The sequence below is a fragment of the Halomonas sp. PBN3 genome, assembly GCF_000475415.1.
GTDB classification, from domain to species: Bacteria; Pseudomonadota; Gammaproteobacteria; order Pseudomonadales; family Halomonadaceae; genus Halomonas; species Halomonas shengliensis.
Genome location: NZ_AXCA01000112.1, coordinates 56,638 through 76,702, shown reverse-complemented (window position 1 = coordinate 76,702; position 20,065 = coordinate 56,638). Strand labels below are relative to the sequence as shown.

Below are 20,065 nucleotides of genomic sequence, written 5' to 3'. Positions count from 1 at the left end.
GGCCGGTCTCACGGATTCAGGGAGCACCCCAGGTCAGCGTCATCTGAAGGTCGTTGTCAATGCTGCTGTTGTTGGCATGATAAAAGGCGGTATTGACGTACTGAAAACCGGGGGCATCCCAGGAGAGACTGATCCCGGTCAGATAGTTGTTAAGGTCGGTCTCACCTCCAAACTCATAGGTGGCCGCCAACGACACGTCGCGTAACGGACCCGCCGTGAGTGGTTGGCCACTCAGCCAGCTCAGACTGAGCTCTGGTGAGAACTCACCATATACGTCATCCTGTCCTTCAGCGCTGCCCCGCCCCTGGTTGGCATCGATGAAGAAAAAGGTGCCTCCCCAGTCGTGGGCAGTTACGTTCTCGAAAGTGAAGAATGTATGCTCCTGCTGTTCCCTCCCGAATGCCTCGTACTGGTCGCTGTGCAGCAACGAGATGCTGGAGTCTGAGAATAGTTTCTCGGCTTGTGCTGTCGTGATGCCTGCCATAGATAGGCAGATTATTGTGGTAATAGGTTTGCAGAATCGCATCAGCATTTCTCTGTTGGTTATTGTCTTGGGTTTTCCTTGAGTTGACTCAAGGTGCTCTGGAAAAGGGGCCGGTTAACGGCCCCAGTTTAGTGAGTCGGTAATCCGTAATACCGAACCCACAATTCAGGCCGCTTCGTTCAAGGATCCTGTCAGGTCGAGAATTGCTTGCTTACCGTCACCGAAAAGCATCAAGGTGTTGTCCTTGGCGAACAGCGGATTGGGCAGCCCGGCGAAACCGGGGCTCAGGCTTCGCTTAACCACCACGACGGTGCGAGCTTGATCGACGTCGAGGATCGGCATGCCGTAGATCGGGCTGCCCTTGTCCTCTCGCGCCATCGGGTTGGTGACGTCGTTAGCTCCGATGACGATGACCACGTCAGTCTGGGCGAAGCTCGGGTTCACCTGTTCCATGGGCTGCATCTTGTCGTATTCCACTTCGGCCTCGGCGAGCAGCACGTTCATGTGCCCGGGCATGCGGCCGGCCACGGGGTGCAAGCCATAGATCACTTCCACGCCCCGCCGCTCCAGGGTGTCGGCCAAGTCACGTACGGCATGCTGCGCCTGGGCCATGGCCAGTCCGAAGCCGGGCACGATCACCACTCGCTGAGCGGTTTCGAGCAGCATGCTGACTTCTTCGGCGGACGAGGACTTCACCTTGCCGGCATACACTTCGTCGGCATCCATACCCTCTCCGCTTTCCTCGGAGAGCGAGCCGAACAGCACCCCGGCCAGGGAGCGGTTCATGGCCACGCACATGATGCGTGTCAGAATCAGCCCCGAGGCACCCACCAGGGCGCCGGATACGATCAGCACGGTATTACCCATGATGAAGCCGGCAGCGGCGGCGGCGATGCCGGAGTAGGAATTGAGCAGCGCGATCACCACCGGCATGTCGGCGCCGCCGATGGGGATGACCAGCGTCACCCCCAGTACAAGAGCGATGGCGGTCAGCAGCAGCAGCAAGCCGATGCTGGTGTTGCCGCTGGCGAGTGTGGCCACGATCACCACAGCACAGGTGAGCAGGGCCGCATTGAACACCGTGATGCCCTTGAAGCCCATGGGGTTGCCGGGAAGCAGCTCTTGCAGCTTGCCGAAGGCCACCGCACTGCCGGTCAGGGTCACTGCGCCGATGAGTACGGTCAGGCCGATGGCGAGCAGGCCGATGGCTCCCGTGGCGGCTACGGGGCCGCTCGTCGACAGGAAGCTTGCCAGGGCCACCGCGAGGGAGGCGCCCCCACCGAAGCCGTTGAGCAGGGCAACCATCTGCGGCATCGCCGTCATCTGGATGCGCGTGGCCAGCAAAGTGCCGATGGTGCCGCCGAGGAGCACACCGGCCAGGATCCAGCCGTAGGAGAGGATCGACCTATCCAGTAGGGTCACGATGACCGCGACCAGCATGCCGATGGCGGCCAGCAGGTTGCCGCGTACCGCTGTCCGAGGACGTGTTAGTCCCTTGATCCCCGCGATGAACAGCACCGCAGAGGCCAGATAGAACAAATTTACGAATGACAGACTCATCGCGCATCACCTCTTTTGGAACATGCGAAGCATGCGGTTGGTAACCAGGAAACCACCCACGACATTGATGGTGGCCAGAGTGACCGCGATCATGCCGAGGATGGAGACCCAAACTCCGCTGACGTCTCCGGAGCCGGCGGCCAGCAGTGCCCCGACCAGGGTGATGCCGGAGATGGCGTTGCTGCCCGACATCAGCGGCGTGTGCAGCGTGGCCGGTACCTTGGTGATCAGCTCGACCCCCAGGATGACGGCCAGCACGAAAAGCGATATCTGCATGATCAGCATGTCCATCAGGCCGTCTCCTCTTCACGCGTGGGGGCCGGGGCCAGGCGCTCGCGGATGCGCGCAGCGCGCACTTCCCCGCCATGGGTCACTACCGTTTCGTCGAGGATCTCGTCCTCGAAGTCGAGCGCCAGCTTGCCTTCCTCGTCGAGCAGATGGCGCAGCAGGTTCTCCATGTTGCGGCCATACATCTGGCTTGCATGGTGAGGGAGGCTGGCCGCGATGTTGGTCGGGCCGATGATGGTGACACCGTAGGCCTCGAGCGTTTCACCGGCCTGGGTCAGCTCGCAATTGCCGCCCCGCTCGGCGGCGAGGTCGACGATGACCGCCCCCGGTTTCATCCGTTTCACCATCTCTTCGGTGATCAGTATCGGGGCCTTGGCGCCGGGGATGGCCGCCGTGGTCACCACCACATCCTGCTGTGCCAGAACGTCGGCCATCTGTTCTCGTTGGCGTCTCAGGAAGTCGTCATCCTGCTCGCTGGCATAGCCGCCCTGGCCCTCGCTGGACGAGGTGTCCAGTTCGAGCTCGATGGGCTTGGCGCCCACGGACAGGATCTGGTCGCGTGCTGCCGGGCGCACGTCATAGGCTTCCACCACGGCGCCCAGACGCTTGGCGGTGGCAGCCGCCTGTAGACCGGCGACCCCGGCCCCCATGATGAAAACACGCGACGGGTTCAGCGTGCCCGCCGCCGTCATCATCATTGGGAAGATCCGGGGGGCCTGGCTGGCCGCCAGCAGCACGGCCTTGTAGCCGGCAAGGGTGGCGATGGAAGAGAGCGCGTCCATACTCTGGGCGCGACTGATGCGAGGCACCAGCTCCAGTGCCAGGCTTGTGATGTTGCGTTTGGCCAGCCCGAGGAACCGCTCGGTCTTGTTCAAGGGATCCAGCATGCCGATACAGATGTGGCCGTCACGCAGGTCGGCCAGCGCCTCCTCGTGTGCGCCGTCGACGCACAGGACGATCTCGCTCTGGTCGAGCAGCTGGGCACGTGTTTCGAGAATCTCGGCGCCTGCCTCGCGATAGACGTCGTTGGCGAAGCCGGCGGCGTCGCCAGCGCCAGTTTCCACGAACACCTCGCAGCCGAGGCCGGTCAGGGTTGCTACGTTGGCGGGGGTCAGGGCTACCCTGGACTCGCCAGGGTAGCGCTCCCGCATTACCGAAAGTCGCATTGTTGTTCTCCCGAAGTTGTCGAGTGCCCGATCAGGCGTTGGCATGCTCCAGCACCGCCTTGAGCAAGACGTTGCAACCGGCTGCCAGGTCACCGGCATCGGCTCGTTCGAGCTCGTTATGGCTGATACCCTTCTCGCATGGCACAAAGACCATGGAAGTGGGTGCCACACGCGCGATATAGCAAGCGTCATGTCCCGCCCCGCTAACCATCTCTCGATGGGTCAGGGAGAGCTCCTCGGCAGCTTTTCTTACGGATGTGACGCAGTCTTCGGCAAAGGGTACAGGGGGGGAATACCAGATCTGTTCGAAGTCCATACCCAGCTTGATGTCCTCAGCGATTCTTGCAGCACCCTCGCGCAATGCTTGATCCATCCTTTCCAGCACCTGGGCATCGGGGTGGCGAAAATCCACTGTAAAGAAAACTTGACCCGGGATGACGTTTCGAGAATTGGGGAACACCTGCATTAAGCCGACAGTGGCACAGGCATTGGGTTGGTTCTCCATGCCGATGCGGTTGACCAGATCGACGATGCGAGCTGCACCCACCAGAGCGTCCCGGCGGCTGGGCATTGGCGTGGGGCCGGCATGCGACTCCTGGCCGGTGAGGGTGATCTCGTACCAGCGCTGGCCCTGGGCATCGGTGACCACGCCAATCTGCTTGCCCTCGTCCTCGAGTATCGGGCCTTGTTCGATATGTGCCTCGAAGAAGGCCTTGAAGGGGTGGTTGCCGACTTCGGCGTCGCCGGCGTAGCCGATTCGCTCCAGCTCTTCCCCCATGGTCTTGCCATCAAGGTCGGCCCGACTAAGGCCGTATTCCAGGTCGAAGGCACCGGCGAAGACGCCCGACGACACCATGGCTGGTGGGAAGCGAGAGCCCTCTTCATTTGTCCAGGCGACAGTTTCCAGAGGAGCCTTCGTCTCGATGCCCTGCTCATTCAGGGTACGAAAGATTTCCAGTCCGGCGAGCACACCATAGACGCCGTCGAACTTCCCCCCCGTGGGCTGGGTGTCCAGATGGCTGCCCATTGCCACGGGGGGCAGGGAGTCATCCTGACCGGGCCGGCGGGCGAAGATATTGCCCATCTTATCGATAGTGATGCTGCAACCTGCCTCCTTGCACCATTTGACAAAGAGGTCACGGCCCTGCTTGTCCAGGTCTGTCAGTGCGAGCCGGCAACAGCCTCCCTTCTCGGTACCGCCGATCTCACCCATTTCCATCAGACTGTCCCAGAGTCGCTGCTTGTTGATCCTGATGTCGTTCATATTTTCCTCGTTAGTTTTGTTCTGACGTCTTTATCTGAGACACAGTGTTCCTAGGCCGCTCTCTGAGTGGCCCGATCATTAATTAGTGGATAATTGCCGGTGGCGAGTGTGCCACCGGCGTTTCCGATCAGTCGCGGAAGCGGGGGATTACATGTTCTCCGTACTGAGCGATGATGTTTTCCTCATCGCCATTATCCAGATAGATATTGAAATGGGTCATGCCTGCCTCCTGCAGGTCCTTTAGCTTGGCGACATGATCTTCCGGCTGTCCGAGAACACAGAAGCTTTCCACAATTTCTGGCGTAATAAAGTCGAGGTAGGGGTTGTCACTCTGGCCGTGCTTGGAGTAATCGTAGCCCTTTCGCTTCTCGATGTAGTCAGTCAGGCTCTTCGGCACGAGACCGCTGTCGGTACCATACTTCTCCACGATATCGGCCACGTGATTGCCCACCATAGCCGGGAACCATTTGGTTGCCTCGATACATGACTCCTTGTCGCCGAAGTAGGCGGGGGCTGCGACGATTACTTTATAGTCGCTCATGTCTCTACCCGCGTCTTCCCCGGCCTTGGTTGCCTGCTTGCCAAGCCATTCGACCAAGTAGGTATCACCGATCTGGAGGATGACACCATCGCCTACCTCACCTGCGGTTTTCAGTGCCTTGGGGCCATAGGCGCCAATATGCACGGGCAGTTCGTATCCATCGGCCCAGGGGAACTTGACGGGTTCCGGGCATTCTCCATAGTGGACCTCCTCACCACGGATCATTGCCTTGACCTTTTGTGTGAACTCTGCAACACGTGCCAGCGGTGCAGGTTTCTTACCCATGACCCGAACCGAACTGTCGCCGCGGCCGAGGCCGATATCGAAGCGGCCTCCACTCTGCTTAGCCAGGCTGCCGAATAAGCTGGCGGCTAGCGACCAGTCTCGTGCGTTCGGATTAGTCACGCAGGGAGCGAAACGCATCCTGGTAGTGTGCTCCATGCACATGGCGATGGCTGGATAGCATTCACGCCAGAGGATGTGGGAGTCGTAGAACCAGCAATAGTCGAAACCAGCTTCCTCGGCCTGCTTGACTAGTTTTCTGGCGCGATCCGGAGTGACAAAACCTTTGAAACAGATACCGAATTCCATGAGTCATTCTCCTTGATTATGCTTGTTGGTCGTTGACACAGTGATGGTGTATCTCAGGCGTCAGGTGCCCAGATACGAATACCCGCATGGGTAAAGGGAACCTTCTTGGAAATGTTGAGACGTATCAGAATCGGGGTGATGGCCTCTATGCAACGTGCGTTGATTGCAGGGCCCGCATTGTAGGCCTCAACTTTCAACTGACGAATCAGTTCGATGACCTTTTCCTTGGCTGCCAAGTCGTTGCCGCACACCAGAACGTCGCAGTTGATGGCGTGGTCCAGCTGATTGAGCGTGGCAGCGGAAACGTTGTGCAAGGCGCCTACAACCGGAATCTCCTCGCCCAGCAGTGCTTGGGCAGCCTCGGTGGCTGAACCTGCGGCGGGCATCTCGACGCGCTTGGGATCTCCATCAGCCAGCGGTACCACGATGTCGATCAGGATCTTGCCAGGTAGCAAGTCGCTAATAGCCTCGAGGGTGGCGTCATGGGCGCTATAGGGAACGGCCAGGATTACCATCTCCTCTGCCGCCACCACGGCGTCGCGCAGGCTTTGGCCGCTGATGGTGGCAGCCCCATCCAGCTGGGTGTTGAGCTCGTCGGCGATGCCCTGGGCGCGGTCGCCGTCGCGGGAGCCGAGAATCACGGGAGTGCCGGCGCGGGCGAAGCGCAACGCCAGTCCGCGGCCCTGAGGGCCGGTACCACCAAGGATTGCAATGCTCATCGGAACAGGTCCTCTTGTTGGGGTCTTATCAGCTCGTTCGCTGAACTCTTGCACGGTTGCCAGTCGATACCGCGAAACAGTACGACCGGCGTCTTGTCGCTCTTGCCCATGACCAGCCCCGAGGCGGCCGCCAGTTCGTCGGCCAGGGCGGGCATGGTCACCGAGAGCACGCGGCCAAAGGCATCGCGCTCGCCTGCCATGTCGATGCGGGCCGGCACACGGGCCAGACCGATGGCCACATTGACCAGGCCCATGCGCCAAGGGCGGCCAAAGGTGTCGGTGACCACGATGCCCAGGCGGACGCCGAAAGCGTCTTCCAGCCGCTCGCACAGGCGGCGGGCGCTGGCATCGGGGTCAACTGGCAGCAGGATGATGGTCTCTTCGGCGCCGACGTTGGACTCATCCACGGCGGCGTTGGCGCAGATGAAGCCCAGTCGGTGCTCGGCGATCAGAGTGCCCTCCTCCTGGTCGGGTCGCTTGACGGCGCGGACGACCCGGGTGGATTCGTTCAGGATGGCCTGCACCTTGCGGGGATCCTTGTTGACCTGGTCGGCCAGCGCCTCGGCCTCGGCCCCCGGTGTGATATCTGCCAGGGCGACCACTCGGCCCTCGGCCTTGGAGATCACCTTGTGTGCGACCACCAGGATGTCGCCATCACGCAGTGTCATGTCGTGCTCCCTCAGGGCCTCGATCATCACAGCGGCCAGGTCATCGCCAGGCTGGATATCGGGAATGCCCGGCAGGGGGCGCAGGGAAACGCTGTCCGCCAGGCTCACGGCGTCGTCAGCCAGGCCGCCCAGGGGGTCATTTCGGTGGGTGTCATGCACAGTTTCCATAGCGTTTTCAGCTCCTGCGGCGTCTCGCCGCCGTTTCCCCTGATCAGCGCATCCAGGGTGTTGAGATCCGTGGGGGTATCCAGGTCGAAACTCAGCTGTTTCAGCGCCAGCACGCGGCAGGGAAGACCCTGCTTGAGGGCCTCTTCCTGGTGTGCCATGGAAGAGTCGGGGCCAAAGCGGAATGTCAAGGCGTCGGGGGGGGAGGTCAGTAGAGCATTGGTGCCTCCATCGTCGGCCGGGCAGATCGTGACACCCGGGCCCTCCCCCTGCTGTGCCAGCAGGCGGCGAATCTCCCCTTCATCCAGCTGAACGATATCCGCGGGGAGCAGCAGCTGGGCCGTATAGCCCCTGGCACGGGACCACTCGGCGGCACGCTGTGCCGCGACCGAAAGACCGTCGGCGGCGGGCTCCACGAGCACGCTGGCGCCATGACGACGGGCCAACCGGGCAATCATTGGAGAGGCCGTGACCACCAGTCGATCGTGCTCGGGGAGGTGGCGAGCGAGAAAGCGCAGGGTGCGCTCACACAACCGACGGGCCAGCGCCGAGCGGCGGTCCGGTGATAGTCTCTGGCCCAATCGGCTCTTGGCCAGGCCGAAGTCCTTCACCGGGATGACGATCAGCGGCGTGCCAGTCATGCCTTGGTCTCCTCACGCTCCCGTCGAAGCGAGCCGGCGAAGGCGAGGGTTTCCTCGGCCAGGCGGGTCTTCTCCTCGGCGCAGGTCATCAGGGTGGTTGTGGTCATGACTTGCAGCCCCTCTGCCTCTAGAGCCGGGCGGTCGCCCTCATCACTGGCATCGATGACCAGGCCATCGATCACTCCCGCATAGCTGGCAGCAACTCCCAGGCTGCTGCAGGGGTAGCCCATGGCGGCCAGCATGCGATCGGCAGGCCCCTTGACGGTACGTCCGCCGATCAGCGGAGAGACCGCGATGCGCGTGGCGCCAGTGACTGAGAGAGCCTGGCGGATCCCCGGGACGGCGAGGATCGGAGCGATACTGACTACGGGGTTGCTGGGTGCGATCAGCAGAATGTCGGCTCTCTCGATGGCCGCCAGAGCCTCGGGCGTTGGACGGGCCTCGCTGGCTCCCTCGAAGCGCACTTCGCGTACCTCGGGACGGCAGCGCTCCCTCACGAAATACTCCTGGAAGGCCAGCCATCCTTGGTCCGTTCTCAATCGTGTCTGCAAGACATCATCCGTAGGCAGCAGCAGGTTAGGTGTCACGCCCAGCGAGGCGGCGATACTCTGAGCGATGGTGCTGGGGCGTACGCCCTGGCGCCGCAGCTGGGTGCGGTAGATGTGCGTCGCGATATCCTGATCGCCCAGCGACATCCAGGTATCGCAGCCAAAGCGCTCAAGGCCTGCTAGCACCCGGTGGCTCTCGTCGGCCAGCCCCCAGCCCTGCCGGCGGTCGATCCGGTCGGCCAGGCTGTAGGTCAGGGTGTCGATGTCCGGCGAGACCCAAAGGCCGTGAAACTCCTGGTCGTCGCCGACGTTACCGATGATCGACAGTCTCTCGGGATGGCAGAGGCTCGCCAGCCCTTCAGCCAGCTTGGCGCCGCCCACGCCGCCCGCCAGCAGGGTGATGCGGGGACTCATGCCATGCCTCCGGCAGCCCGTCTCAGGACTGGCTCATCGAACGTTTCCACATGCTGGTAAAGGGTATTGCGTCGCACCGGGCGGCGTCCCATGGTGCGAATCATCTGCGCCATCTGTTCGGGAAGCATCTCCTGGCCGTGCTCCCCCCCGGCGGCACGGGAGATGCTCTCGTTCATCAGAGTACCGCCTAGGTCATTAACCCCGGCCGAGAGCATCTGACGCGCCAGCTCCGGTCCTAGCTTGACCCAGGAGGCTTGAATGTTGTCGATCCAGCCATCCAGCATCAGACGCGCCACGGCGTGCATGCGGATATGCTCGAGTCGGGTGGGGCCCGGGCGGACGCCGTCATGCTCCAGGAACAAGGGGGTCTTGTAGTGGACGAATCCTAGGGGGACGAACTCGGTGAAGCCGCCGGTGCGCTTCTGGATATCCCTGAGCAGGCCCAGGTGTGCGGCCCAGTGCTCGGGGCCATCGATATGGCCGTACATGATGGTTGAGGTGGTGCGCAACCCCTCTTCATGGGCCGTGGTGATGATCTCCACCCACTGGTCGGTGGTCAGCTTGTCCCGGGTCAGCTGCTTACGTACCTCGGTATCCAGAATCTCTGCCGCTGTGCCCGGCATGGACCCTAGTCCATTATCAATAAGGTCGCGAATAAAATCGCGATAGGAGAGGCGGCTCTTTTGGGCGCCGAACCAGATCTCGAATGGAGAGAATGCGTGAATATGCATGTCCGGTAGGACGGACTTGATTGCCTTTAGAATGTCTCGATAGAAGTGTCCTGGAATATTCGGGTGCAAGCCGCCCTGGATGCAGACTTCAGTGGCGCCCCTGTCCCAGGCTTCCTGGGCCCGGCGAACGATTTCGTCGAGGTCGAAGAACTCCGCATCTGGGTCGCTTTTTCGCTTGGCGAAATTGCAAAATCGACACCCCATGTAGCAGACATTGGTGTAGTTGATGTTGCGAGTGATAACAAAAGTTGCATCGTCCCCTACTCGGCGTCGACGCAGTTCGTCAGCGGTTGCTGTCAGTGCATCAAGATCTGCATTTTCTGTTTGGAAAAGGTGAATGGCATCAATTTCACTGAGCTCCTTTCCGCCCAAGACACCCTCTAAAATCCGACGGGTTTTTAGACCGACTCGGTGGCTGGCCAGCTCGGCTGGCTGTCGAGCAAGAGCGCTAAGTGGTGTTGTCATTGTGAGCCTCTCTTGAGTTGTATGTGTTTTCAGCCGCACTGCTGCAGTGCCAACCCATCTTCGCGTGATATCTCATCAAGGCGTGCGGCGAGAGGGGAGGTTATGAAGTGTTCGGGTGACTGCAGGTAGCGGGGGTAGATTGCCAATCGCTCTTCCAGGCCATACCCACACTTCGCCGTGGCCTCACGCAGGGCATCGATCTGTGGCCAGGCGCGTTCTGGATTGATGTGGTCAATGGTTAACGGGGAGATGCCGCCCCAATCATTGATACCGGCACTTATGTAAGATGGGAAACGAGATTCCAGGTTGGGAGGCGCCTGGAGACTGATAGACGGGTGCAGCAGTAGCCGCGCAAGTATCAGGGTGCGGACCATGTCTTCCAGGTCAGGCTCCGGGTGATTGGCCATGGCGGTTCCTGGCTTGGCACGAAAGTTCTGGACAATAACTTCCTGAACATGGCCGTAATGTCGATGCTGGGCATTGATGGCAAGCAGGCTGTCTACTCTCTCTTCCCATGTCTCCCCGATACCGATCAGGATACCTGTGGTGAAGGGAACGCCATGTCGTCCCGCCCTCTCCAGAGTGCGTAGGCGTTGTACGGGAACTTTGTCAGGGCAAGCGTAGTGGGCTTCACCACGCTGAAGCAGGCGACGGCTGATATTTTCCAGCATCATTCCCATGCTTACACTGACGGGTTTTAGGCGAGCGATTTCCTCATCAGTCAAGGTGCCGGCGTTGACGTGGGGTAGCAGAGAGGTCTCTTCCAACACGCGCTGACACATTTCTATGAGATACTCAATCATGCTGGTATGGCCAAGCCGCTCCAAGGCTTCTTTAGCCTCCGGGTAGCGCTGCTCAGGCTTCTCACCAAGGCTGAAGAGTACTTCTTTACAACCGAGCCTTTCGCCTTCTCTGACCACTGTCATGACTTCATCCGGGGTCATGATGCGAGCGTCGGGTGATCCTGGTTTCTTGACGAACGTGCAGTATCCGCATTCGTCACGACACATGTTAGTCAACGGGACAAAGACTTTTCGCGAGTAAGTCAGGGTCTTGCCCCAGTGTGCATCACGAACTTTTGAAGCATGCTCGGAATATTTTTCCAAGTCATGACTGGGCACTGCCTTCAGCGCTATGGCTTCTGAGCGAGTCAGCATGATCGTGCGCTCCTGTTGTTGTTGTGCGCTTTTTACCATCTGGTAAAAATACCCTAGGCCATATTTTTCCGTTTGGTCAAATATTTTTTCGTGACGGAGCATGCGGATTAAGGCAAGCGTCTGTTTATATTGCTTTTATCCGCGTGATTCTCGTCGTTGGCGGTCGGCTGGTGTGTACAGATAATGCGATGTCACCCAGCATGTCGCTTTGCGCCTTTCTAGTGTCGCCCTGTGACAATCATGTGTCGCCATTCTGGTCAGACTGGAGGTCCATTCCCTGCAGAAGGACTGCCCGATGCGTGTACTTCCCCGAACCCTGATCCGTTCCACCGCCCTGATGCCGCTGCTGCTGGCAGGGCCGGCGATGGCCGAGCTCGATGAGGTGCGCTTCGGCGTGCCGCCCTGGCCGGGGGTGACGGTGAAGTCGGAGGTGGCGGCCCAGCTGATGGAGGCGATGGGCTACGAGACACGGCAGAACGACCTGGCGGTGAGCGTCATCCTCGAGGGACTGAGCCGCGACGACCTGGAGGTCTACCTGGGGGGCTGGTACCCGGTGCAGGTCGATATGGTCGAGCCGCTGGTCGAGGCGGGCCAGGTCGAGAAGCTGGTCTCCAATATCCGCGGCGCCAACTCCGGCCTGGTGGTGCCGCGGTATGTCTTCGAGGCCGGTGTGACCTCGGTGGCGGACCTCGACGCCCATCGCGAGCGGTTCGACGGCGAGATCCAGGGCATCGAGGCGGGCACCGGCATCAATACCGCCATCCTCGAGGCCATCGATGCGGACCTGGCGGGGTTAGGCGACTGGGACCTGCGCGAGAGCTCCACGGCGGCCATGCTGGCCCAAGCCGAGCGCAAGATGGCCGACGGCGAGTGGGTCACCTTCGTCGGCTGGGAGCCGCACTGGATGAACGTCAGCTTCGATCTGGCCTACCTGGAGGATGCCGACGATGCCGGCATCGCCGAGATCGAGAGCACGGTGTGGACGGTGGTGCCGGCCAGCCTGGCCGACGAGGACCCGCAGCTGCACCGCTTCCTGTCGCAGTACGTGGTGGAGATCGAAGACCAGAACGCCTGGGTCCACGCCTACAGCTACGAGGAGCGTCCGGCGGACGAGGTGGCCGGCGAATGGATCGGCGAGAACCTCGATACCGTGGCCGGCTGGCTCGAGGGTGTCGAGGCGCGCGACGGCACGTCGGCCATCGAGGCGGTGCGCGCCGCCTATCGGTAATCCTTCTCCTCGAGGCGCCCCTTCAACGCCTGGCAGAAATCCTGCCAGGCGTGGCGCATCTCGGGGATCCATGCCTGGGCGTGCAGGGCACCGTGCACCATGCCAGGCGCGCAGCGATAGCCGACGCTGGCCCCGGCCCGGCGCCAGCGCTTCACCGCCGCCTCCAGCGGCGAGGTGAGCGGGTCCTGGGCCACCGCCAGCACCTCCAGCCGCTCGGCAGGCATGCCTGCCCTCACCCCGGCAGGGAGTGCCCCGGGGCAGTGCTCGGCGATGCCCAACACCTCGTCCCGGGAGAGCAGCGGGGCGGAGGGCCCCAGGGTCGCGGCATCGATTCCATCCACAGGGGGATAGATCAGCCCCAGCATCGGAGGTGTGGACAGTTCGGCGGCCAGGTCGAGTGCCAGGCGCCCGCCGGCGCTGTCGCCCACCACGGCGAGCGGGTCGATACCCGCGGCCACGGCGAGACACTCGGCCAGCATCTCGGCATAGCCGGCCTCCGGTGCCAGGCGGTAGTCGACGCCGACCACCTCACGTCCCAGGTGCCCGGCGAGGCTCGCCGCCACGCCATGATGGCTGAGCACCGAGCCGATGGTGAAGCCGCCTCCATGCAGGAAGAGCACCCGGCCGGGGTGGGCACCCCTCAGCAGGAAGCGGCGCACCGCGACCCCGTTCATCCGCCCATCGGTGATCCGCATGCCGGGGGGATCGGGCGGGGCGAACGAGTGGCAGAGCGCATCGTAGCGTCGACGCGCCTCGGGCCAGTCGAGGCCGTCCAGGCTGGCCAGGCCGGCCTCGAAGCGGGCGATGAAGTCGCCGAGCTCCATGCTACTTGCCTGTCCGTCGAATGCCGATGGTGCGCCCGGCGAGTGCCGGCCAGGCCTCCGGCGCGGCGTGGGGCAGCGTGGCGATGATGGCCTCGACCTCGGGGGGGAAGGGCGCCGGACGGCCGCTCTCCTGGCCCATGCCCATCAGCATCTGCTCGCTGGTGGCGAGCAGGTTGTCCTCCTCGTCGTGCAGTTCGAGGAAGACGTGCAGCCGCTTGGCGTCGCGATCCAGCAGGGTCAGGGCCACGCTCAGCGGCTGCCCCTCATGGGCCTCGCGTCGATAGCAGAGGTGGGTCTCGAGGGTGTAGATCGTAACGCCGTGGCGCGCGCGACCGGCGGCACCCAGCCCGATGCGCTCCATCAGCGCCTCGAGTGCCAGGGAGAAGACCCGGGCGTACTCGGCGTCGTTCATGTGGCCGTTGTAGTCGACCCACTCGGGGGCGACGCGGCTCTCCAGGATCACCATCAGATGCGTCCCTCCAGGCCCTCGGCCTCGGGCCAGTACTTCTGCACCAGGTCGAGCAGCTCCACCAGGAAGTCGTCGCGGCGACGGTCGAGCTCGGCCACCGGGCGGCCGGCGGCCTGGTGCTCGCAGCCCTCGACCACCCGGTCGATCAGGGTGTCGGTGAGCTCGGGGGCTTCCAGTTTCGTCCAGGGCAGCTTCAGCGCCGGGCCGAACTGCTCGAGCATATGGCGCATGCCCTGCTCGCCGCCGGCCAGGTGGAAGGTGAGGAAGGTGCCCATCAGCGACCAGCGCAGGCCGCAGCCGTAGACCACGGCGGCGTCGATCTCTTCGGTGGTGGCCACGCCATCGTTGACCAGGTGCAGCGCCTCGCGCCACAGCGCCTCCATCAGGCGGTCGGCGATATGCCCCTCGATCTCCCGGCGCACCACCAGCGGGCGCATCTCGAGTGCCTGGTAGAGCTCTCGGGCATGCTCGATCTCGCCGGGCTCGGTGGCCGCGCCGCCGACCAGCTCCACCAGCGGCAGCAGGTAGACCGGGTTGAAGGGGTGGGCGACGATCACCCGCCCCGGCGCCCGGGGGCAATCCTGCTGCAGGTCGCTGGGCTTGAAGCCGGATGTCGACGAGCCGATGACCACGCGCTCTTCCGCGGCGGCATCGATGGCGGCGAGGATCTCCTGCTTGAGCGGCAGGCGCTCCGGCACGTTCTCCTGGATCAGGTCGGCACCCGCCACGGCCGTCTCCAGGCTCTCCACGAAGGTCAGTCGCTCGGGGCTGGCACCCTCGGCCAGGCCCAGGCGCTCGAGGGAGGCCCAGGCGTTGTCGACGAAGGCGCGGGTGCGTTCGGCGGCATCCGGGGCCGGATCGAAGGCCACCACGTCCCAGCCGCGGGCCAGGGCGCGGGCGATCCAGCCGTTGCCGATCACCCCGGTGCCGATCACGGTGAGCTGCTGGCTCATGCTGCACCCCCTGCGGCGGTCTCGACTGCTTTCTCGACAACCTGGCCGGTGTTCGGGTCGCGCAGCCCCAGGTGGGCGCGGGTCTCGGCCGGGGTCATGACGCGGGCGCCGAGGTTCTCGAAGAGGCTCGCGGCCTTCTCCACCAGCTGGGCGTTGGTGGCCAGCACCCCCTTCTCCAGGTAGAGGTTGTCCTCCAGGCCGACCCGGGCGTGGCCGCCCAGCAGCACCGCCTGGGCCGCCATGGGCATCTGGTGGCGACCGATGCCGAAGGCCGCCCAGTGGGCGTCATCCGGCAGCTTGTTGCGCATCGCCAGCAGGGTCTCGGTGTCCGCCTCGGCGCCCCAGGGGATGCCCAGGCAGAGCTGGTAGAGCGGGTCGCCGTCGATCAGCCCCTCCTGCTGCAGTTGACGGGCGAACCAGACGTGGCCCAGGTCGAAGCACTCGAGCTCCGGCTTGACGCCGGCGGCCTGCACCAGCCGGGCGTGCTCGCGCAGCCAGTCGGCGGGGTTCACATAGACCATGTCGCCGAAGTTGAGGCTGCCGCAGTCCAGGGTGCAGAGCTCCGGGAGTAGCTCGCCCACCGGCGCGTGGCGTTCGCGCGGGGTCTGGATGTCGCTGCCCGGGCCGCCACGGGTCGGGTCCGCGGCATCGGGGATCCAGTCGCCACCGCCGCCGGCGGTGATGTTCATCACGATGTCGACGTCCGCCTCGCGCACCCGCTGCATCACCTCGCGGAAGTGCTCGACGGAGTGGCTGATGCCACCGGTCTCGGGGTCGCGCACGTGGATATGCGCCACGCTGGCGCCCGCCCTGGCGGCCGCGATGCAGTCGTCGGCGATCTGCTTGGGCGTGACCGGCACGTGGGGGCTCTTGGCGGTGGTATCGCCGGCGCCGGTGACGGCGCAGGTGAGGATGACGTTGCGGTTCATGTCGGCTCCTGAGGAACGGGTGGCGGATGTCAGGAGCAGTGTGGGGAAGAAGCGGAGGGAGTGTCTGGCATAAAACGACGCATTGTGTGCAAAAAGCGGCATTAGGGCGCCTTGACCAGAATGTCACTTCCTGGGAAAGATTCTTTCAACTTCTTGTATATATTGACTATTTCGACCACCAATGGCGGCATTTGCACTAGTCATTGGTCGCGCGGAGTGCCTCTGGCCATAGTCGAATCACCAGCAGTCGACACAAGACAGACACGCGAAGGGGAACGGCGGCCGACACCGAGAGGGCCGCAGGCACCCGGCTGGTGAGTCGATCCCACGGACCCAGAGGAGACAACAACATGAAACTGCCGTCACTGATCGAGATTCCCAACGGCGACAAGGTCACGCCGACCTTCTCCGACGCCGAGATGCAGGGCCGCCTGGCCCGCCTGCGCGACTACATGGCGCAGAACGACGTCGATGCGGTGGTGCTGACTTCCTACCACAACATCAACTACTTCAGTGACTTCGTCTACTGCAAGTTCGGCCGCGACTACGGCCTGGTGGTGACCCAGGATCGCTTCACCACGGTGACCGCCAACATCGACGGCGGCCAGCCCTATCGCCGCAACCGCCTGGGCGACAACATCGTCTACACCGACTGGCAGAAGGACAACTTCTTCAAGGCCGTCAAGCAGCTGTGCGAGGGTAAGCGGCGCGTCGGGGTCGAGTTCGACCACATGACGCTGCAGAACAAGCAGAAGTTGGTCGATGTGCTGGGCGACGTGGAGCTGGTCGATGCCGGCGCGCCCACCATGAAGATGCGCATGATCAAGTCCGACGAGGAGATCGCACTGATCCGCCAGGGCGCGCGCATCGCCGACGTGGGCGGCGTGGCCGTGCGCGATGCCATCCATGCCGGGGTGCCGGAGTATGAGGTCTCGCTGGCCGGTCAGGCCGCCATGGTGCGCGAGATCGCTAAGACCTATCCCAACAGCGAGCTGATGGATACCTGGGTGTGGTTCCAGTCCGGCATCAACACCGACGGTGCCCACAACCCGGTGACCAGCCGCCGCGTGCAGCCCGGCGATATCCTCAGCCTCAACACCTTCCCGATGATCTCCGGCTACTACACCGCCCTGGAGCGCACCCTGTTCCTGGGCCACGCCTCCGACGAGCACCTGCGGCTGTGGGAGGTGAACTGCGAGGTCCACCGCCGTGGCCAGGAGCTGATCAAGCCCGGCGTGCGCTGCTGCGACATCGCCCACGAGCTCAACGAGATCTTCGCCAAGCACGACTTGCTGCAGTACCGCACCTTCGGCTACGGCCACTCCTTCGGCACCCTGAGCCACTACTACGGTCGCGAGGCGGGCCTCGAGCTGCGCGAGGATATCGAGACCGTTCTCGAGCCCAACATGGTGGTCTCCATGGAGCCGATGATCATGGTGCCGGAAGGCCAGCCGGGCGCTGGCGGCTACCGGGAGCACGATATCCTGGTGCTCAACGAGCATGGGGCCGAGAACATCACCGGCTTCCCGTACGGCCCGGAGCACAATATCATCAAGTAACACATTGAATATAAAGGGGGGAGCTTGGCTCCCCCCTTTCTTGACGATAGCGTACCGGGAGTAACGAGATGAGCAGTGTCAAGATAGAGAACCTGGACTGGATGACCTACCAGGCGCTCACCGAGGAGGGACGATGCCGGATCATTCTGCCGGTCGGGGCCATCGAGCAGCATGGCCCGCACATGTCGCTCAATCCCGATGTGCTCATTCCCAGCCATATCGGTGAACAGGTGGCGTCGCGCGGCGACAACATGCTGGTCGCCCCACCCATCAGCTATGGCTACAAGTCACAGGTGAAGTCCGGCGGCGGCAACTTCTTCCCCGGAACGACCTGCGTGTCGGGGGCCTCGCTGGAGAACTACGTCTTCGATGTGCTGCAGGCCTACGTGAATCACGGCAACCGTGAATTCATCCTGATCAACGGCCACTTCGAGAACTCCATGCATCTCTGCGAGGCCGCCGACAGGCTGGTCAACAAGTGCCGGGCGGAGGGGATCTCGATCCGGATCTACCTGCTCTCCTACTGGGATTTCATCAGCGAGGAGACCATCGCCAAGGTGTTCCCGGACGGCTTCACCGGCTGGGCCGTGGAGCATGGCGGGGTGCTGGAGACCTCGATCATGCTGAAGATTCATCCCGAGCTCGTCGACATGTCCAAGGCCGTGGACGTCGAGCCCGCCAGCTTCCCGCCCTACGACGTCTTCCCGCCCGATCCAAGCTGGGTGGCGCCCTCCGGCACCCTCTCCTCTCCCGTGAAGGCCACCGCCGAGAAGGGAGAGATGATCCTGGAAGAGTGCATATCGGGAATCGTAGCGCACTTGAATTGAGTCGCTGGCCAGACGCCCCGAGAGGCCCTCGGGGTCCGAGATGTCAGGGATGATGCCAAGTACAACAATAGTGAGGTGTCACGATGCCTAGAAAAGAACCGGTAGCGGTCCCCCGATTCACGGGGCGAGACCTGCCTCCCTTCGGGCGACTGGTCATCCAGTTTGCCCCGCCCATCGCCATCATCGCGCTGATCGTGATGGTGCTCCGCAATCCCGATGGCGTCGCCTCGGTCATCTTCGACCTGCGCACCTACGTCACCGGCGGCTTCACCTGGCTGTTCATCCTCTACTCGCTGTTCGCCGTGGCGGTCTGTGGCTGGTTGGTGTTCAGCAAGGTGGGCAGCCGCGTCCGGCTGGGCGGCCCCAAGGCGAAGGCCGAATACAGCAATTTCGCCTGGTACTCGATGCTCTTCGCCTGCGGCCAGGGCATCGGCCTGATCTTCTGGTCGGTGGCCGAGCCGATCATGCTGCGTGACCAGAGCCCGGTCTTCGAGGCGATGGAAGGCAACGTGGCGGGCGGTGGCATCGTCTGGGCCTATTTCCACTGGGGCTTTACCGCCTGGGCCATGTACTGCGTGGTCGCGGTGTGTCTCGCCTACTCCCACCACAACCTGGGCAAGACCCTGACCTTCCGCGAGGCGACGGTGGACCTGCTGCCGCGCTGGGCGCGGGGTGGTGCCGGCGTGGTGGTGGAGCTGCTGGCGATCATGGCCACCATCCTGGGGCTCTCCACCTCCTTCGCCTTCGCCGCCATGCAGTTCACCGCGGGCCTGACGTCCTTCACCGGGGTGAGCTCCGGACCCACCATCTGGCTGTTCGTCATCGTGGGCCTCGGCACCGCCGCGGCGATCTCGGCCTTCTTCGGCATCAGCAAGGGGATGCGCCTGATCAGCGAGACCAACTCCATACTGAGCGTGGTGCTGGTGGTGGCCGCCTTCATCTTCGGCCCCACGCTGTTCATCATCTCCAACATCACCCAGACCTTCGGCTCCTACTTCGCCAACTTCGTGCCGATGAGCTTCTGGACGGACGCGCCCAGCACCGCCGAGCCGCTGGTCTCCTGGCAGCAGAGCTGGAACGGCTGGTGGACTGTGTTCATCTGGTGCTGGGTGATCGCCTTCTCGCCCTTCGTGGCCGGCTTCATCGCCCGCATCTCCCGGGGCCGCACCCTGCGCGAGTTCGTCATCGGCGTCACCGTCATTCCCTCGCTAATCGTCATGCTGTGGATCGGCGTGCTGGGTTCCGCGGCGATCTACTACGACGACAAGAGCGGGCGCGGCATCACCGATGCGGTGAACGCGGATGTCGCCAGCGGTCTCTTCGCCATGCTGGAATCCATCCCGATGGTGGGTAGCCTGCTGCTGGTGGTGGCGACGGTGCTGGTGGCCACCTACTACGTGACCTCCCTGGATGCCGGCACCTACGCCCTGGCGGACTTCGTCTCGGCGCCCAAGCGCGCCGGTGCCTGGTTTCGGGTGGTGTTGGTGCTCAGCATCGGCGCGGTGGCCACGGTGCTGCTGACCCTCGGCGGTAGCGGGGTGGTCGACACGGTCCAGACCGGCACCATCATCGGCGCCTTCCCCTTCTCGATCGTGATCCTGCTGATGATCGTCAACACCATCCGCCGCCTCCTCAACCGGGACCGGGCGGTCAGGGAGCTCGAGAAGGTGGTCAACGACCCCGACCCCAACGTGAAGCTCGAGGTCGACGGCGAGGGCGAGGTCCAGGCGGTCTCCGGCGACAACCTGAAGCCCAGCGTGTCGGGCACCTGACGGCCAAGGCCGTCAACCACCAGGGGCCGCGTTCGATACTGGTGCATCGAACGCGAGCCTCCAACGTAAGCGGGCCTGCCGGTCATCCTCCTGACCGGCAGG

At 63.2% G+C, this 20,065-nt stretch carries 20 protein-coding genes; 4 read left to right on the top strand and 16 right to left on the bottom strand.

Going from position 1 to position 20,065, the window contains the following annotated elements; translation table 11 throughout:
• Window positions 1-16: 16 nt before the first annotated feature.
• The 12 genes from Q673_RS24350 to cofG form a co-directional block, all read right to left on the bottom strand.
• On the bottom strand, window positions 17-526 hold the full coding sequence (locus Q673_RS24350) for an outer membrane protein OmpK (protein WP_031217820.1): 510 nt from the start codon (window positions 524-526) through the stop codon (window positions 17-19).
• Window positions 527-649: 123 nt separating this feature from the next.
• Entirely contained in the window at window positions 650-2,044 is a 1,395-nt protein-coding gene (locus tag Q673_RS24345) for an NAD(P)(+) transhydrogenase (Re/Si-specific) subunit beta (protein WP_031217819.1), read from the bottom strand.
• Between the two features lie 6 nt (window positions 2,045-2,050).
• A complete protein-coding gene (locus Q673_RS24340) occupies window positions 2,051-2,335 on the bottom strand; it encodes an NAD(P) transhydrogenase subunit alpha (RefSeq protein ID WP_023005279.1) in 285 nt (94 codons plus the stop codon).
• A complete protein-coding gene (locus Q673_RS24335; protein ID WP_043524507.1) occupies window positions 2,335-3,498 on the bottom strand; it encodes a Re/Si-specific NAD(P)(+) transhydrogenase subunit alpha in 1,164 nt (387 codons plus the stop codon). The genes Q673_RS24340 and Q673_RS24335 overlap by 1 nt, the downstream gene beginning before the upstream one ends.
• A gap of 31 nt (window positions 3,499-3,529) precedes the next feature.
• Entirely contained in the window at window positions 3,530-4,762 is a 1,233-nt protein-coding gene (locus Q673_RS24330) for a Zn-dependent hydrolase (protein ID WP_023005277.1), read from the bottom strand.
• 127 nt (window positions 4,763-4,889) lie between these two features.
• On the bottom strand, window positions 4,890-5,894 hold the full coding sequence (locus Q673_RS24325) for a TIGR03842 family LLM class F420-dependent oxidoreductase (RefSeq protein WP_023005276.1): 1,005 nt from the start codon (window positions 5,892-5,894) through the stop codon (window positions 4,890-4,892).
• A 53-nt stretch (window positions 5,895-5,947) separates the two neighbouring features.
• Window positions 5,948-6,613: an NADPH-dependent F420 reductase gene (gene npdG, locus Q673_RS24320; RefSeq protein ID WP_023005275.1), complete on the bottom strand. Its 666-nt coding sequence runs from the start codon at window positions 6,611-6,613 to the stop codon at window positions 5,948-5,950.
• Entirely contained in the window at window positions 6,610-7,449 is an 840-nt protein-coding gene (gene cofE / locus Q673_RS24315) for a coenzyme F420-0:L-glutamate ligase (protein WP_200861398.1), read from the bottom strand. The genes npdG and cofE overlap by 4 nt, the downstream gene beginning before the upstream one ends.
• On the bottom strand, window positions 7,386-8,087 hold the full coding sequence (cofC, locus tag Q673_RS0118210) for a 2-phospho-L-lactate guanylyltransferase (RefSeq protein WP_023005273.1): 702 nt from the start codon (window positions 8,085-8,087) through the stop codon (window positions 7,386-7,388). The genes cofE and cofC overlap by 64 nt, the downstream gene beginning before the upstream one ends.
• Window positions 8,084-9,049, bottom strand: a complete 966-nt coding sequence (gene cofD / locus Q673_RS24310) for a 2-phospho-L-lactate transferase (RefSeq protein ID WP_023005272.1) — start codon at window positions 9,047-9,049, stop codon at window positions 8,084-8,086. The genes cofC and cofD overlap by 4 nt, the downstream gene beginning before the upstream one ends.
• Complete coding sequence (gene cofH, locus Q673_RS0118205; protein WP_081711989.1) at window positions 9,046-10,245, bottom strand: 5-amino-6-(D-ribitylamino)uracil--L-tyrosine 4-hydroxyphenyl transferase CofH; 1,200 nt, start codon at window positions 10,243-10,245, stop codon at window positions 9,046-9,048. Before cofH ends, cofD begins: the two co-directional genes overlap by 4 nt.
• A 29-nt stretch (window positions 10,246-10,274) precedes the next feature.
• Window positions 10,275-11,504 (bottom strand): 7,8-didemethyl-8-hydroxy-5-deazariboflavin synthase CofG, encoded by a 1,230-nt coding sequence (gene cofG / locus Q673_RS0118200; RefSeq protein ID WP_235048489.1) that lies wholly within the window; start codon window positions 11,502-11,504, stop codon window positions 10,275-10,277.
• A gap of 193 nt (window positions 11,505-11,697) precedes the next feature.
• Here cofG and Q673_RS24305 point away from each other — a divergent pair, with 193 nt between their 5' ends.
• Complete coding sequence (locus tag Q673_RS24305; RefSeq protein ID WP_023005268.1) at window positions 11,698-12,630, top strand: ABC transporter substrate-binding protein; 933 nt, start codon at window positions 11,698-11,700, stop codon at window positions 12,628-12,630.
• Here the strand turns inward: Q673_RS24305 and Q673_RS24300 are convergent.
• The 4 genes from Q673_RS24300 to Q673_RS24285 are packed head-to-tail and all read right to left on the bottom strand — an operon-like array spanning window position 12,621 to window position 15,805.
• Window positions 12,621-13,454 (bottom strand): alpha/beta hydrolase, encoded by an 834-nt coding sequence (locus Q673_RS24300; RefSeq protein WP_023005267.1) that lies wholly within the window; start codon window positions 13,452-13,454, stop codon window positions 12,621-12,623. The genes Q673_RS24305 and Q673_RS24300 overlap by 10 nt on opposite strands.
• A gap of 1 nt (window position 13,455) precedes the next feature.
• Window positions 13,456-13,920, bottom strand: coding sequence for a thioesterase family protein (locus Q673_RS24295; protein WP_023005266.1), 465 nt, complete (start codon window positions 13,918-13,920; stop codon window positions 13,456-13,458).
• A complete protein-coding gene (locus Q673_RS24290) occupies window positions 13,920-14,876 on the bottom strand; it encodes an L-carnitine dehydrogenase (protein ID WP_023005265.1) in 957 nt (318 codons plus the stop codon). Before Q673_RS24290 ends, Q673_RS24295 begins: the two co-directional genes overlap by 1 nt.
• Window positions 14,873-15,805 carry a 3-keto-5-aminohexanoate cleavage protein gene (locus Q673_RS24285; RefSeq protein WP_023005264.1) on the bottom strand — a complete coding sequence of 311 codons (933 nt, stop codon included), beginning with the start codon at window positions 15,803-15,805 and terminating at the stop codon, window positions 14,873-14,875. The genes Q673_RS24290 and Q673_RS24285 overlap by 4 nt, the downstream gene beginning before the upstream one ends.
• A gap of 350 nt (window positions 15,806-16,155) precedes the next feature.
• On the opposite strand from Q673_RS24285, the gene Q673_RS24280 reads away from it, so the two are divergent.
• From Q673_RS24280 to Q673_RS24270, 3 genes are all read left to right on the top strand, one after another.
• Window positions 16,156-17,364, top strand: a complete 1,209-nt coding sequence (locus Q673_RS24280) for a M24 family metallopeptidase (protein ID WP_023005263.1) — start codon at window positions 16,156-16,158, stop codon at window positions 17,362-17,364.
• Between the two features lie 68 nt (window positions 17,365-17,432).
• Window positions 17,433-18,191: a creatininase gene (locus Q673_RS24275; protein WP_023005262.1), complete on the top strand. Its 759-nt coding sequence runs from the start codon at window positions 17,433-17,435 to the stop codon at window positions 18,189-18,191.
• Window positions 18,192-18,274: 83 nt separating this feature from the next.
• A complete protein-coding gene (locus Q673_RS24270) occupies window positions 18,275-19,963 on the top strand; it encodes a BCCT family transporter (RefSeq protein ID WP_023005261.1) in 1,689 nt (562 codons plus the stop codon).
• Window positions 19,964-20,065: the final 102 nt, after the last annotated feature.

Coding starts and splice junctions, on each gene's coding strand:
- Q673_RS24345 (WP_031217819.1), bottom strand. CDS start 2,044: ATGAGTCTGTCATTCGTAAATTTGTTCTATCTGGCCTCTGCGGTGCTG.
- cofG (WP_235048489.1), bottom strand. CDS start 11,504: ATGCTCCGTCACGAAAAAATATTTGACCAAACGGAAAAATATGGCCTA.
- Q673_RS24270 (WP_023005261.1), top strand. CDS start 18,275: ATGCCTAGAAAAGAACCGGTAGCGGTCCCCCGATTCACGGGGCGAGAC.
- Q673_RS24325 (WP_023005276.1), bottom strand. CDS start 5,894: ATGGAATTCGGTATCTGTTTCAAAGGTTTTGTCACTCCGGATCGCGCC.
- Q673_RS24340 (WP_023005279.1), bottom strand. CDS start 2,335: ATGGACATGCTGATCATGCAGATATCGCTTTTCGTGCTGGCCGTCATC.
- Q673_RS24350 (WP_031217820.1), bottom strand. CDS start 526: ATGCGATTCTGCAAACCTATTACCACAATAATCTGCCTATCTATGGCA.
- Q673_RS24290 (WP_023005265.1), bottom strand. CDS start 14,876: ATGAGCCAGCAGCTCACCGTGATCGGCACCGGGGTGATCGGCAACGGC.
- Q673_RS24305 (WP_023005268.1), top strand. CDS start 11,698: ATGCGTGTACTTCCCCGAACCCTGATCCGTTCCACCGCCCTGATGCCG.
- Q673_RS24295 (WP_023005266.1), bottom strand. CDS start 13,920: ATGGTGATCCTGGAGAGCCGCGTCGCCCCCGAGTGGGTCGACTACAAC.
- Q673_RS24300 (WP_023005267.1), bottom strand. CDS start 13,454: ATGGAGCTCGGCGACTTCATCGCCCGCTTCGAGGCCGGCCTGGCCAGC.
- Q673_RS24335 (WP_043524507.1), bottom strand. CDS start 3,498: ATGCGACTTTCGGTAATGCGGGAGCGCTACCCTGGCGAGTCCAGGGTA.
- cofE (WP_200861398.1), bottom strand. CDS start 7,449: ATGGAAACTGTGCATGACACCCACCGAAATGACCCCCTGGGCGGCCTG.
- Q673_RS24280 (WP_023005263.1), top strand. CDS start 16,156: ATGAAACTGCCGTCACTGATCGAGATTCCCAACGGCGACAAGGTCACG.
- Q673_RS24330 (WP_023005277.1), bottom strand. CDS start 4,762: ATGAACGACATCAGGATCAACAAGCAGCGACTCTGGGACAGTCTGATG.
- cofC (WP_023005273.1), bottom strand. CDS start 8,087: ATGACTGGCACGCCGCTGATCGTCATCCCGGTGAAGGACTTCGGCCTG.
- Q673_RS24285 (WP_023005264.1), bottom strand. CDS start 15,805: ATGAACCGCAACGTCATCCTCACCTGCGCCGTCACCGGCGCCGGCGAT.
- Q673_RS24275 (WP_023005262.1), top strand. CDS start 17,433: ATGAGCAGTGTCAAGATAGAGAACCTGGACTGGATGACCTACCAGGCG.
- npdG (WP_023005275.1), bottom strand. CDS start 6,613: ATGAGCATTGCAATCCTTGGTGGTACCGGCCCTCAGGGCCGCGGACTG.
- cofD (WP_023005272.1), bottom strand. CDS start 9,049: ATGAGTCCCCGCATCACCCTGCTGGCGGGCGGCGTGGGCGGCGCCAAG.
- cofH (WP_081711989.1), bottom strand. CDS start 10,245: ATGACAACACCACTTAGCGCTCTTGCTCGACAGCCAGCCGAGCTGGCC.